Source organism: Pseudomonas sp. 65/3-MNA-CIBAN-0223, from assembly GCF_040310425.1.
GTDB classification, from domain to species: domain Bacteria; phylum Pseudomonadota; class Gammaproteobacteria; order Pseudomonadales; family Pseudomonadaceae; genus Aquipseudomonas; species Aquipseudomonas gregormendelii.
Window position 1 is genome coordinate 272,704 of record NZ_JBEOPV010000008.1, and the last position, 12,989, is coordinate 285,692.

A 12,989-nucleotide genomic window follows, 5' to 3' on the forward strand; every position below is an offset into this window, starting at 1 on the left:
GCCCATGCTGATTCCCGTGATTCTTTCCGGTGGTGCTGGTACGCGGTTGTGGCCGGTATCGCGAGAAGGCCAGCCGAAACCCTTCATGATGTTGCCGGACGGCCAGTCGTTACTGGGCAAGACCTATCGGCGTGCTGCCGCGTTGCTGGAAGGCTGGGGCGACATCGTGACGGTGACCAATCGCGACTACTACTTCCAGAGCAAGGATCACTATCAGGACGCACAACTGGGCAGGCATCGCGGGCACTTTCTGCTGGAGCCGACGGGGCGCAATACCGCTCCGGCAATCGCGGCGGCCGCCCTCTCGCTGCAGGCACTGCATGGTGACGAGGCGATCATGCTGGTCATGCCCGCCGATCACCTGATCGTCAACGAAGAGGCCCTGAAACAGGCTGTCGAACATGCGGTGACCCTGGCCCGGTCCGGCCAGCTGGTGACCTTCGGGGTGGTGCCGACCGCACCGGAAACCGGGTTTGGCTACATCGAGACCGGCGCAGCGCTGGACGAAAATGGCGCCGCCCGTGTGCAGCGTTTCGTTGAAAAACCCGACCTGCAGACCGCAACTCATTACCTTGAAAGTGGCAACTTCCTGTGGAATTCCGGGATGTTCTGCTTCTCGGTAGCCACTGTCCTGGCGGAACTGGAAACCCACGCCCCGACACTGCTGGAGCAGGCCAGGACCTGCATGGCAGCCAGTGCGGCAGTGGAAACCGCCGGCGGCCTGCAGCAGGAGCTATCGCCTGCGCTGTTTGGCGAGATCATGGACATTTCCATCGACTACGCGTTGATGGAGCGCTCCGACAAGGTGGTGGTGGTGCCCGCCCGTTTCGACTGGAGCGACATCGGCTCCTGGGGTGCAATCGCCGCCCTGGTGCCCGCGGATGCGCAGCACAACCGTGCGGCAGGCGAAGCCATCTTCATCGACAGTCACCATAACTTCGTGCAGAGCGAAGATCGCCTGGTGGCCACCGTTGGCGTGGAAAACCTGATCATCATCGACACCGCCGACGCGGTCCTGGTGGCTCATGCCGACCGTGCCCAGGATGTGCGCCAGGTGGCCAGGCAACTCAAGGACAAGAAGCACGAAGCCTATCGCCTGCACCGCACGGTCAGCCGGCCATGGGGCACGTACACGGTGCTCGAGGAAGGTCCACGCTTCAAGATCAAACGCATCGTGGTCAAGCCTGGTGCCAAGTTGTCCCTGCAGATGCACCACCACCGCAATGAACACTGGGTGGTGGTCGAAGGCATGGCCAAGGTCACCAATAATGGCACCGGCACTCACCTGGTAGCCAAGAACGAATCGACTTTCATTGCCGCCGGCCACAAGCATCGCCTGGAAAATCCCGGGGTGATCGACCTGGTGATTATCGAAGTGCAGAGCGGCGAATACCTGGGAGAGGACGATATCGTCCGCTTCGAAGATCAATACGGCCGGACGGTTTGAATGCTGCGTAATCTTTACCAATCGTTGTGGAGTTACCGGGGTTTTATCCTCGGCAGCGTCAAAAGAGAGTTTCAGGCGCGTTATCGAAATTCGCTGTTTGGTGCCTTGTGGACTGTGCTCAACCCGCTGTCGATGATCGTGGTCTACACGGTCATCTTCTCCACCATCATGCGCGCCCGCCTGCCGGGTGTGGATGATGGCCTGGCCTACAGCGTTTACCTGTGCGCCGGCCTGCTGACCTGGGGCCTGTTCGCCGAGATCACCACCCGCAGCCAGAGCATGTTTCTGGAAAACGCCAACCTGCTGAAGAAAATCAGCTTCCCGCGCATCTGCCTGCCGGTGATCGTGCTGCTCAATGCCGGGATCAATTTCGCGATCATCCTGGGGTTGTTCCTCGGCTTCCTGCTGATCAGCGGACGGCTTCCGGGCATGGCGTTGCTGGCCCTGATACCGCTGCTGATGCTGCAGGTGATGTTCGCCGCCGGACTGGGGATGATCCTCGGGGTGCTCAATGTGTTCTTCCGCGACGTCGGGCAATTTTTCGGCATCTGCCTGCAATTCTGGTTCTGGCTGACACCGATCGTGTACCCGCTGTCGATCCTGCCGCCGGGCATCCAGCGCGTTATCGAGCTGAACCCGATGACGGCGTTGATGAACAGTTACCAGAACCTGTTCCTCTATAACCAATGGCCGAACTGGAGCTCGCTGCTCCCGCTGCTGGTGATCGGGCTGTTGTTCTGCGTGATGGGGCTGCGGCTTTTCCGCCAGCGTGTTGGTGAAATGGTGGATGAGCTCTGATGGGACATATACGCGTCAGTGGCCTGGGCAAGGCCTACAAGCAATACCCGAATCGCTGGAGCCGGCTGTTCGAATGGCTGGTGCCGTTCTCCCCTACCCGCCATCACTTGCACTGGGTGCTGCAGGGTGTCGACTTCGAGATCCAGCCCGGCGAAGCCGTTGGCATTGTCGGGGTCAACGGCGCTGGCAAAAGTACCCTGTTGAAGATGATCACCGGCACCACCCAGGCCACCTGTGGCGAGATCAAGCTGCAAGGTCGAGTCGCCGCGCTGCTGGAGCTGGGCATGGGTTTCCACCCGGACTTCACCGGACGCCAGAACACCTTCATGGCGGGCCAGCTGCTCGGCATGCAGGTCGAGGAAATTGAGGCGCTGATGCCGGAAATCGAAAGTTTTGCCGAAATTGGCGAGGCCATCGACCAGCCGGTCCGCACCTATTCAAGCGGCATGCAGATGCGCCTGGCGTTCAGCGTTGCTACGGCGCGCCGTCCGGATATCCTGATCGTCGATGAAGCATTGTCCGTGGGTGACGCCTACTTCCAGCACAAGAGCTTCGACCGCATCCGTAACTTCCGCAAGGCCGGCACCACGCTGCTGATCGTGTCCCACGACCGATCGGCGATCCAGTCGATCTGCGATACCGCCATCCTCCTGGAAAACGGGCGCATGGCCATGCGCGGCAAGCCTGAAGAGGTGATGGACTACTACAACGCGATGCTCGCCCAGCGCGAAGGCCAGACGGTCCGCCAGGAGATGCTTGCCAACGGCCAGGTGCAGACTATTTCCGGCACGGGCGAGGCCGGCATTCTCAGCGTGCGCCTGCTCGATCCAAAGGGCCGCTCGGTGGAAGTGGCCGAGGTCGGGCAGGCGATGGTGCTGGAAGTGCAAGTCGAAGTTCGCCAGGACATCGAGCGGCTGATCCTTGGGTTCATGATCAAGGATCGCCTCGGCCAACCCATGTACGGCATCAATACCCACCGCATCGACAAGGCCCTCACCGACCTGAGCGCTGGCGAGCGGGTCACTTACCGATTCGCTTTCGACATGCGCCTGGGCAAGGGTAATTACTCGGTGGCCCTGAGCCTCTCGCGCCTGGACTCGCACCTGGACCGCAACTTCGAGTGGCGCGACTACGGGCTGGTCTTTCACGTGATCAACAACCGTCGGGAAGACTTCGTCGGCTGTTCGTGGCTCGAGGCCCAAACCAGCATTACCCGCTCCAGCGAGAGCACTATCGAAGCGGCCGCCCCAGAGGAATTGCGATGACCCGACTGCTGGTGGAGTGCACCTACGTTTTTGAACATCCTCACGCCAACTCAGGCATTCAGCGGGTGGTGCGCAACGTCATCCAGCAGCTACCGGCGGCAAATTCCACCCGTGAATGCATTCCCGTGGTGATGGTCAACGGCGCGTTGTTCGAGGTGAAGAGCCTGTCGCCGCTGGAGACGCCGAAACTCGACCTGATGAGCCTGCGGGTGAAGCTCGAACAGATGGCCAACCTGTTCTGGCTGCGCCACCGCACCCTGGAACGACGTCGCCCTTTCAGCGAGTCGAAGTTCGCCCGCCGCGTACTTTACGTGGGGTGCCGCCTTGCCGCGTTCGCCTGCCTGAGCCTGCCAATGCGCGTGCTCGACCGGGTACTCAAAGGTCAGAAGGTGCCTGAGCGTTGTGTGCCGTTGCAGCATCGGGCCGGAGACCAACTGGTGTTGCTGGACTCGTCCTGGCACGCCAATTTCTTTCCCCTGGCCGAGCAGCTAAAGCGTGACGGTGTCGGCATTGTGTCGGTGATCTATGACCTGATTCCACTGACTCATCCGCAGTTCTGCGACGCGGGCCTGGTGAAAGTGTTCAATGAGTGGTTCGACTGGATCGCCCGCACCGCCGATGGCTACGTGGCGATTTCTACGACTATTCGCGATCAGGTCCGCCAGGAGATGGTGCGCCGGGTTGGCACTGAACAGGTGGCACAACGCTGGTTCGACTATTTCCACCTGGGCTCGGAACTGGACTTGAGCGACGCCCGCTCATCCGTCGATCAAGGCCTGCTGGACATGTTCAAAAAGCCGCAGCCGGTGTTTCTGATGGTCAGCACCATCGAACCGCGCAAGAACCACGCCTACCTGCTGGATGCGTTCGAGCGCGCCTGGGCGGCTGGGTCGCTGGCCCGGTTGTGCATCGTCGGCAAGATTGGCTGGAAGTGCGATGCCCTGGTCGAGCGTATCCGCCGCCATCCCGAATTGAACAAACGGTTGTTCATGTTCAACGACCTGTCGGACAGAAGCCTGGAGCATGCTTACTCCCACGCCACTTCGCTGGTCTTCCCGTCTTACGTCGAAGGGTTTGGCTTGCCGCTGGTGGAAGCCATGCAGCGCGGGCTGCCGGCTATGGCCAGCGACATACCGGTGTTTCGCGAAATTGGCGGTGATTACATGGCCTATTTCGACCTTGCCAAGCCGCAGAGCCTGGCCGACCTGGTGATCGGCATGGAAACCACTGGCGTGTTCCCGGCAGCGCTGAACCTTGACGGCTGGCGCTGGCTGTCTTGGCGTGAAGCGAGCGCGCAACTGGTGGAGCGCATCGAGCGCAACCTGCACAACGTGGCAAAAGTGCCTGAGAGCCAACATGCGAATTGCCCTTAACGCACGCATTCTCCAGGCGCCGAGAACCGGTATCGGGCATTACGTCGCCGAACTGGTCAACGCCCTCGCCCAGGAGCCGGACGTCGATTTGGCATTGTTCCACGGCTGGGGCTGGAGTTCGGCACTTCCCGAAGCCGCGATGCCCGGTTACTCGCGACTGACGCCATTGTTGCGACAAATCCCCGGGGCCTATCAGGCAAGGCGCTGGCTGGAGCAGAAACGGTTCGACCAGCGGCATTCCAAGAGTATCGATCTGTATCACGAGCCGAGCTTGTGGCCGTTGTCGTTCGATGGCCCGACGGTTATCACCCTGCACGACCTGACACATCTGCACTATCCCGAAACCCAGCCGGCTGCACGCTTGCGGGAGATCGAGCGGCGCCTGGCCGATGGCGTACAGCAGGCACGCCTGATTCTGACGGACTCACAATGCATTGCCGACGAGGCACAGGACTATTTCGCACTGCCAGCCGAGCGTTTTGTCGTTGCGCCACTCGGTGTGGCCGCGCGATTCCATCCCAGGTCGGACGAGTCCATCGATAAAGTGCTCAAAACTCACGGGGTCGACGCCCGGGAGTATTTCCTGTGCGTCGGCACCCTCGAACCGCGCAAGAACCTGACCCTGGCACTGCGCGCCCATGCGCGACTGCCCGAAGCCATGCGCCAGCGTTTTCCGCTGCTGATCGCCGGCATGGCAGGCTGGCAGCGCGAACAGTTCAACGACGAGTTGCGCTCAGCCCTTGCCGCCGGTCATGTGTGTCTGCTGGGGTATCTGCCTGATGAGGACCTGGCCCAACTGCTGGCCGGCGCCCGGGCGCTGGTCTTCCCTTCCCTGTACGAAGGGTTTGGCCTGCCGGTACTGGAAGCCATGGCCAGTGGTACCCCGGTGATACTCACCAGTGCATCGGCCATGCCCGAAGTTGCCGCCGACGCCGGCAATTACATTCAGCCGGACGATCCCGACTCCTTGCGTGATGCGATGACCCGGCTGATCGAAGACCCGACGCATTGGCAGGCCTGCCGTGCGGCGGGGTTGCATCGAGCCAAGCTTTTTTCCTGGGAGCGTTGCGCGAAGGTCACAGCCCGCGCCTACCGCCAGGCTATGGGAGATTGATATGCGAGTTCTGCACTTTTATAAAACCTATTTGCCCGACTCCATGGGTGGCATCGAACAAGTCATCTTCCAGATGAGCGAAAGCGGCGCCCGTCACGGTGTCGAGAGCACGGTGCTGACGCTGAGCAACAATCCGGCGCCAGGCGTGTTGCAGATCCGCGAACATCAGGTTCATCAGGCCAGGATGGATTTTCAGCTGGCCTCTACGGGCTTTTCCTACAGCGTCTTCAAGCAGTTTCGCGAGCTGGCAGCCGAAGCGGACGTGGTCAATTATCACTTCCCCTGGCCCTTCATGGATCTGGTGCATTTCTGCACGGCCACCAAGAAACCCTGCGTGGTCAGCTATCACTCGGACATCATTCGCCAGCGCCATCTGCTCAGGCTGTATCGGCCCTTGATGCGTCGATTCCTGGACAGTGCCGACCGCATCGTTGCGGCTTCGCCTAACTATTTTCACACCAGCGATGTGCTGAAGGACTACCGCGAGAAGACCAGGGTCATTACCTACGGGCTCGACAAGTCAGGTTATCCACAACATGACGCAGCGCGTACCGAACGCTGGCGCCAGCAGCTGGGCGACAAGTTCTTCCTGTTTGTTGGAGTAATGCGTTATTACAAGGGCCTGCATATCCTGCTGGACGCCATGCAGGGGCTCAATTATCCGGTGGTGATCGTGGGCGCCGGCCCTCTGGAAAAAGAGCTGCATGCCCAGGCGCAGGCCTTGGGTCTGCGCAACCTGCACTTCCTCGGCTTCCTCGGCGACGAGGACAAGGTCACCCTGCTGGAGCTCAGTTACGCGGTGGTCTTCCCGTCTCACCTGCGCTCTGAAGCGTTCGGTATTTCGCTGCTTGAGGGCGCGATGTACGGCAAGCCGATGATCTCCAGCGAGATCGGCACAGGCACCAGCTACATCAATATTCACAATGAGACCGGGCTGGTCGTGCCGCCCAGTAATCCACAGGCGTTTCGTGAGGCGATGCGCACCCTTTGGGAAAACCCGGCGCTGGCGGCGCAAATGGGGGCAAACGCGCAGGCGCGGTATCGGCAGTTGTTTACCGCTGACGAGATGGGGCGCAAGTGGGCGGCTCTGTATGAAGAGCTGTTGGCCGAGAAATCGTTGGCTTACGCATGACCTGGCTGATTGTCGTGTTGTTCATGGCCCTGTGGCCGCTGTGGCCCTTGTGATCCTGCGATCCTCTGATCCTGTGATCCTGCGATCCCTGTGATCCCTGTGATCCCTGTGATCCCTGTGATCCCTGTGATCCCTGTAGGAGCTGTCGAGTGCAACGAGGCTGCGATCTTTTGACGTTGGTTGCAGGATCAAAAGATCGCAGCCTCGTTCCACGAGACAGCTCCTACAGGTCAAGCACCAAAGGCTGTGATCCCTGCGCCGGCACCGCGCAACAGATCAACACTTGCCCCTCACCGGGAATCTCCGCCGGGGGCTGTGGATAATTCACCTGGCCGCTCACCAGGCGCGTCTTGCAGGTGCCGCATGAACCGCCCCGGCAACTGAATTCAGGACGCAAGCCGCGACTCTCCGCCAACTCCAGCAAACTGCCCCCGTCGGGTTGCCAGCGGGCCTCCTTGGCCGATCGCTGGAACACCACCGGCACCGAGGTAGTCGCCGCCGGCAGTTGTTCGATCACCACGGCATCAGGGTCTAGCTGGCGCCGCAGAGTCGAGGGGCCAAAGGTTTCCGCGTGAATCTGCGCATCGCGAATGTCCAGTTCCCGCAGGCTGTCATACAGACCCTGAGTGAAACCTCCGGGGCCGCACAGGACAAAATCCGGCTGGTTGTAGTCTTCCACTCCAAGGATGTTGTTGAGCAACGCCGTGCTGATCCGTCCGCTCAGATCAAAGTCCTCTCCCTCCAGTAATCCTTCTTCCGGCTGGCTGAGCAAGCGCAGCACCCTTACCGCGTCTCCCGCCGTTTCCAGGAGTTGATCCAGCTCGACGCGAAATGGCTGGTCGTCGAGAGTGCGCGAACTCTGGAACAACCACGTAGGACGAATGCGCCGGGTGCGCAGGCCTTGATACACCACCTCGCGCAACATCGAGAGCAATGGCGTAATGCCAACGCCCGCCGCGAGCAACACCAACGGCCGTCGCTCGTGGGGCGCCACGGTGAAATGCCCCTGGGGTGCACGAGCTTCCAGGACATCACCGACCTTGAGCTGATCGTGCAGGAACGAAGACACCAGCCCCTCGCGCTTTACGCTGATACGGAAAAAATCGTCGGAGGGTGCGCTCGACAGGCTGTAGGTGCGGATGTGATTTTCACCGCCGATATCAAATCGCAACGGTAAATGCTGACCGGCCTGGAACACCGGTAACCCTGCATCATCCGCTGGTTCGAGATAAATCGAGCGAATGTTGCGGCTTTGCGCTTCGATGCGCACCACTCGCAATGGCCGCCAGCGATCGCCCAACGCCTGGGCCTGCAACCGCGCGGCCGCCTGCTCCCAGGTGCCGGTCATCAGGCTGTTGGGCGAGACTCCGTCGAAGCGCCAGCGCAGAGCCAGAGCTGCCGGGCGACGCACCACGCGCTCTACGTCGAAGGTCCACAACCGTTCGGCACCTTGAAAGGCTTCCACCTGTGGGCCATCGAGGATGATTTCAGTGCGACCCGCCAGTTGCAGCAGGTCGCCGGAAGTGAAATCGATGAACAACAGGCCCGCCCGAGGATTGACCAGCAGGTTGCCCAAGGTGTTGAAGTGCAGATTGCCGGCAAAATCCGGAATGGTCAGTCGATTGCCATGTACCTGGACGAATCCGGCCTGACCACCGCGATGCGATACGTCGACCGCGCGTTGGCCGTCGATGTCTACATAACTGGCGACGAAGAAGGTGTCGGCACGGGTAATCATGTCCCGGGCCGCGAAATCCAGCGCGCCCAGGCGTTCAGCAATGCGCGACGAAGGTTCTGCCAGCGGCACTGTATGAAACTGACGCAACTGAATGTACTGCGGGCAATTGCCGAAGGACTGGTCAACCGTAACGTCAAAGCCTTTGGCTGTCAGGTTGCCGACATGGCCATTGAGACGATTCCTGCGCCGGGTGTGCAGCTCGATGCCCAGGAGTCCGATCGCGGCGCCTTGGGTCAATTGCGCCGGGTCATCGGCACCCGGCAGGCTGTCTAATTGCAACACACCGGGCTGCAGGGAGTGGGCAAATCCAGGCGCGCCTTCAAGCACGCTGGCCCACGGATCACCGTTTGCATCCACCGCACCGTACAGCATGAATGGCAGTTGCTGATAAAACTGGCGGTGCTGATCCGGCACCTCGCGGCGAATCACCCTGCGTCCGAATGCCTCCATGCGCTCGGCTACTCCGACATGCTCTTGCAACTGTCTTTCGCCGACGTGCCACGGTGAACGTTCCATAACGGCATCTCCCCTGCATCAGGCAGTGGTTTGCAAACCGGCGACGGTACGCGGCATCGGCACAAACCCTGGCAAGGCTTCCACACGCGCCAGCCAGGCGCGCACATTGGCGTAAGCCTCGAGTGATACATTGCCTTCAGGCGCATGGGCGATGTAACTGTAGGCAGCGACATCGGCGATCGTAGGTTCGGTTCCGGCCAGCCATGGGGTATCCGCCAGTTCATGGTCCATAACCTTGAGCAGGTCGTGGGCGCGAGTGATGGCTTCTTCGGCATTGTAGGGCGCACCGAACACTGTGATCAGCCGAGCACGAGCCGGACCAAAAGCAATCTGCCCCGCAGCAACCGACAGCCAGTGTTGCACCCTGGCGGCTGCCACAGGATCCGTCGGCAACCAGCGACCGTTGCCATACTTGTGCGCCAGATAAACCAGAATCGCATTGGAATCGGCGAGGATGACTCCCTGATCATCCAGTACCGGCACTTGCCCGAACGGATTGAGGGCCAGGTACTCGGGCTGCTTGTGCGCGCCCTTGGCCAGGTCGACGAAGATCAGCTCAGTGGGTAGCTGCAGCAGGGACAGCATCAGCTCGGCGCGATGTGCATGGCCGGAGCGCGGGAAGTTATAGAGTTTGATCGGTTGCATGGTGAACTCCGCAGTTGGGGCGCAGATGAGGAGCTCAGCGCCGAGGAAAGCCATCCTCTACCAATCCACAGATCTATAGAATCACCAGCATTCGCAATCCATAATTTCACTAAGAGCAATAATTCAGCGACGCAGGGACGGATGTTCGCGCAGTTCATTGACTGCAAAATCCACGAAGCCGCGAATGCGCGCCGGTGCCTTACGGCCGCCCTGGTAGACGACATGAATGGGCAGCGGTGGCAGTTCGAACTCCGCGAGCACAACTTCCAGCTCACCTGCCTCGACGTGGTTCGCCACCTGGTAGGAAAGCACCCGAGTGAAACCCAGCCCCAGGCAAGCCGCACTGATTGCCGCCTGATTAGCCGTCACCGTCAGCCGCGGTTCCAGGCGCACCATCAGCGAATTGCCGGCGTCGAGGAATGGCCAGTTGCGTTGCAGCCCTGTCGCGGAAGTTGCAATGACCGGCACTTGGGCAAGATCCTGCGGGTGTTCTGGTCGGCCATTAGCCTGGAGAAAGGACGGCGACGCACAGATGACCCGGCGAACCTCACCCACCCGAATAGCATGCTGATTACTGTCGGCCAGCTCGCCAATGCGCACGGCGACATCAACGCCTTCCTCGACCATGCTGACGACTCGATCAACCAATAAAGCGTTGATGCTGACTTCAGGAAACCGGGTCAGGTAACTCACCATGATCGGTGTGACAAAAAGATCGCCAAACAGGACGGGGGCGGTCACCGTTAACTGCCCACGGGGCTGGGCATGACTGCCCGCCGCCGAATCCTCGGCTTCCTGCACCTCGCCAAGAATTCTCCGACAATCCTCCAGATAACGCTGCCCCGCTTCACTGAGGTGGACGCTGCGGGTGGTGCGCGTGAGCAGCTGCGTGCCGATGCGCTTCTCCAACGCGGCGACTGCGCGAGTGACGCTGGCTGCAGACATACCCAAATGCCGCGCTGCCGCCGAAAAGCCCTGGGCTTGGGCGACGGCGGCGAATACCTGCATTTCCTGGAAGCGGTCCATGGGCGTTCGCTCTTTGTTAAAAGCAAAAGATCGCAGCCTTCGGCAGCTCCTACAAGAGCTCGATGGATGCGATCTTAAGTTCTCACCAGGTTGTGGATAACTTATTCCACAGTGACCGATTTCGCCAGATTTCGCGGCTGATCGACGTCGGTGCCTTTCAGTACGGCAACGTAGTACGACAGCAGCTGCAGCGGAATGGTGTAGAGGATTGGCGAAAGGATGTCGTGGATGTGCGGCATGTGTACGACGTGGGTGCCTTCACCGTTGGTCATGCCGGCCTTCTCGTCGGCGAAGACGATCAGCTCACCACCGCGGGCGCGCACTTCCTGGAGATTGGATTTGAGCTTTTCCAGCAGCTCGTTGTTCGGCGCCACGGTAACCACTGGCATGTCGTTATCCACAAGCGCCAGAGGACCATGCTTGAGCTCACCGGCCGGATAGGCTTCGGCGTGGATGTAGGAGATTTCCTTGAGCTTGAGCGCACCTTCCATGGCGACAGGGAATTGTGCACCGCGGCCCAGGAACAAGGTGTGATTCTTCTCGGCGAACAGCTCGGCGACTTTCTCGACGGTGCTGTCCATCGCCAGGGCTTCGCCCAGGCGGGCTGGCAGACGACGCAACTCTTCGACCAGGGTGGCTTCGACGCCATCGGCCAACGTGCCCCGAACCTGGCCCAGGGACAGGGTCAGCAACAACAGGCCGACCAGTTGAGTGGTGAACGCTTTGGTGGAAGCCACGCCAATCTCACGGCCGGCCTGGGTCAGCAGGGTCAGGTCGGACTCACGCACCAGCGAGCTGATGCCCACGTTGCAGATCGCCAGGCTGGCCAGGAAGCCCAGCTCCTTGGCATTACGCAGCGCCGCCAGGGTGTCGGCGGTCTCGCCGGACTGGGAGATGGTCACAAACAGGGTGTCGGGCTGTACCACCACCTTGCGATAGCGGAACTCACTGGCCACTTCGACCTGGCAAGGGATGCCGGCCAGTTCTTCCAGCCAGTAACGGGCAACCATCCCCGCGTGGTAGCTGGTGCCGCAGGCGACGATCTGCACGTTGCGCACTTTGGCGAACAACTCGGCAGCCTGTGGACCGAAAGCCTGTACCAGCACCTGATTCTGGCTCAGTCGACCTTCGAGGGTGCGTTGCACGACCGCTGGCTGCTCGTGGATTTCCTTAAGCATGAAGTGGCGGAACTCGCCTTTGTCGGCGGCTTCGGCACCATCGCGGTATTGCACGGATTCGCGCTCGACGCTCTGGCCGTTGACGTCCCAGATCTGCACGCTGTCGCGACGAATCTCGGCGATATCGCCTTCTTCAAGGTACATGAAGCGGTCCGTGACCTGACGCAGGGCCAACTGGTCCGAAGCCAGGAAGTTCTCACCCATGCCGAGGCCGATCACAAGCGGGCTGCCACTGCGCGCGGCAACCAGGCGATCCGGTTGATCAGCGCTGATGACGGCCAGGCCGTAGGCACCGTGCAATTCCTTAACGGTAGCCTTGAGCGCCACGGTCAGGTCAGCCAGATCCTTGAGCTTGTGGTTCAGCAAGTGGGCAATGACTTCGGTATCGGTGTCCGAAGTGAACACGTAACCCAGGGCCTTGAGTTGATGACGAAGGGCTTCGTGGTTTTCGATGATGCCGTTGTGCACCACCGCCAGGTCGCCGGAGAAATGCGGGTGAGCATTGCGTTCGCACGGCGCGCCATGGGTCGCCCAGCGGGTGTGGGCGATGCCCAGACGCCCCAACAGTGGTTCTTCGGTCAGGGCCAGTTCCAGCTCGCTGACTTTGCCTGGACGGCGCATGCGCTCAAGCTTTTCGTCGTTGGTGTACACCGCTACACCGGCGCTGTCGTAGCCGCGGTATTCAAGACGCTTGAGGCCTTCGAGCAGGATCGGGGTGATGTTACGTTCTGCGACTGCGCCGACAATTCCACACATG

General features: G+C 60.7%; 10 protein-coding genes. 6 read left to right on the forward strand and 4 right to left on the reverse strand.

Annotated elements, in window-relative coordinates; genetic code table 11:
* The first annotated feature begins 4 nt into the window (after nt 1-4).
* From AAEZ09_RS12400 to AAEZ09_RS12425, 6 genes are read left to right on the forward strand one after another with little or no spacing between them, the layout of a single operon-like run.
* Nucleotides 5-1,447 (forward strand): mannose-1-phosphate guanylyltransferase/mannose-6-phosphate isomerase, encoded by a 1,443-nt coding sequence (locus tag AAEZ09_RS12400; protein WP_205891772.1) that lies wholly within the window; start codon nt 5-7, stop codon nt 1,445-1,447.
* Nucleotides 1,448-2,245, forward strand: a complete 798-nt coding sequence (locus AAEZ09_RS12405; RefSeq protein ID WP_045060863.1) for an ABC transporter permease — start codon at nt 1,448-1,450, stop codon at nt 2,243-2,245.
* On the forward strand, nt 2,245-3,510 hold the full coding sequence (locus AAEZ09_RS12410; protein WP_045060864.1) for an ABC transporter ATP-binding protein: 1,266 nt from the start codon (nt 2,245-2,247) through the stop codon (nt 3,508-3,510). Before AAEZ09_RS12405 ends, AAEZ09_RS12410 begins: the two co-directional genes overlap by 1 nt.
* Nucleotides 3,507-4,883, forward strand: a complete 1,377-nt coding sequence (locus AAEZ09_RS12415) for a glycosyltransferase family 4 protein (RefSeq protein ID WP_045060865.1) — start codon at nt 3,507-3,509, stop codon at nt 4,881-4,883. Before AAEZ09_RS12410 ends, AAEZ09_RS12415 begins: the two co-directional genes overlap by 4 nt.
* Nucleotides 4,867-5,997: a glycosyltransferase family 4 protein gene (locus AAEZ09_RS12420; protein ID WP_350599615.1), complete on the forward strand. Its 1,131-nt coding sequence runs from the start codon at nt 4,867-4,869 to the stop codon at nt 5,995-5,997. The genes AAEZ09_RS12415 and AAEZ09_RS12420 overlap by 17 nt, the downstream gene beginning before the upstream one ends.
* 1 nt (nt 5,998) lies before the next feature.
* Nucleotides 5,999-7,129: a glycosyltransferase family 4 protein gene (locus tag AAEZ09_RS12425; RefSeq protein WP_205891777.1), complete on the forward strand. Its 1,131-nt coding sequence runs from the start codon at nt 5,999-6,001 to the stop codon at nt 7,127-7,129.
* A gap of 223 nt (nt 7,130-7,352) precedes the next feature.
* Here AAEZ09_RS12425 and AAEZ09_RS12430 read toward each other — a convergent pair whose 3' ends face one another.
* The 4 genes from AAEZ09_RS12430 to glmS all read right to left on the reverse strand — a co-directional run bounded on the left by AAEZ09_RS12430 (nt 7,353) and on the right by glmS (nt 12,988).
* Nucleotides 7,353-9,383 carry a 2Fe-2S iron-sulfur cluster-binding protein gene (locus AAEZ09_RS12430; RefSeq protein ID WP_350599617.1) on the reverse strand — a complete coding sequence of 677 codons (2,031 nt, stop codon included), beginning with the start codon at nt 9,381-9,383 and terminating at the stop codon, nt 7,353-7,355.
* A gap of 18 nt (nt 9,384-9,401) precedes the next feature.
* Nucleotides 9,402-10,028, reverse strand: coding sequence for a glutathione S-transferase family protein (locus tag AAEZ09_RS12435; RefSeq protein ID WP_350599618.1), 627 nt, complete (start codon nt 10,026-10,028; stop codon nt 9,402-9,404).
* A 123-nt stretch (nt 10,029-10,151) separates the two neighbouring features.
* Nucleotides 10,152-11,054, reverse strand: coding sequence for a LysR family transcriptional regulator (locus tag AAEZ09_RS12440; RefSeq protein WP_205891780.1), 903 nt, complete (start codon nt 11,052-11,054; stop codon nt 10,152-10,154).
* Between the two features lie 101 nt (nt 11,055-11,155).
* Nucleotides 11,156-12,988 carry a glutamine--fructose-6-phosphate transaminase (isomerizing) gene (glmS, locus tag AAEZ09_RS12445; RefSeq protein WP_350599620.1) on the reverse strand — a complete coding sequence of 611 codons (1,833 nt, stop codon included), beginning with the start codon at nt 12,986-12,988 and terminating at the stop codon, nt 11,156-11,158.
* Nucleotide 12,989 lies beyond the last annotated feature (1 nt).

Excerpts from the sequence above, each read along its gene's own strand:
- AAEZ09_RS12425 (WP_205891777.1), top strand. The coding sequence starts at position 5,999 with ATGCGAGTTCTGCACTTTTATAAAACCTATTTGCCCGACTCCATGGGT.
- AAEZ09_RS12435 (WP_350599618.1), bottom strand. The coding sequence starts at position 10,028 with ATGCAACCGATCAAACTCTATAACTTCCCGCGCTCCGGCCATGCACAT.
- AAEZ09_RS12430 (WP_350599617.1), bottom strand. The coding sequence starts at position 9,383 with ATGGAACGTTCACCGTGGCACGTCGGCGAAAGACAGTTGCAAGAGCAT.
- AAEZ09_RS12410 (WP_045060864.1), top strand. The coding sequence starts at position 2,245 with ATGGGACATATACGCGTCAGTGGCCTGGGCAAGGCCTACAAGCAATAC.
- AAEZ09_RS12405 (WP_045060863.1), top strand. The coding sequence starts at position 1,448 with ATGCTGCGTAATCTTTACCAATCGTTGTGGAGTTACCGGGGTTTTATC.
- AAEZ09_RS12400 (WP_205891772.1), top strand. The coding sequence starts at position 5 with ATGCTGATTCCCGTGATTCTTTCCGGTGGTGCTGGTACGCGGTTGTGG.
- AAEZ09_RS12440 (WP_205891780.1), bottom strand. The coding sequence starts at position 11,054 with ATGGACCGCTTCCAGGAAATGCAGGTATTCGCCGCCGTCGCCCAAGCC.
- glmS (WP_350599620.1), bottom strand. The coding sequence starts at position 12,988 with ATGTGTGGAATTGTCGGCGCAGTCGCAGAACGTAACATCACCCCGATC.
- AAEZ09_RS12420 (WP_350599615.1), top strand. The coding sequence starts at position 4,867 with ATGCGAATTGCCCTTAACGCACGCATTCTCCAGGCGCCGAGAACCGGT.
- AAEZ09_RS12415 (WP_045060865.1), top strand. The coding sequence starts at position 3,507 with ATGACCCGACTGCTGGTGGAGTGCACCTACGTTTTTGAACATCCTCAC.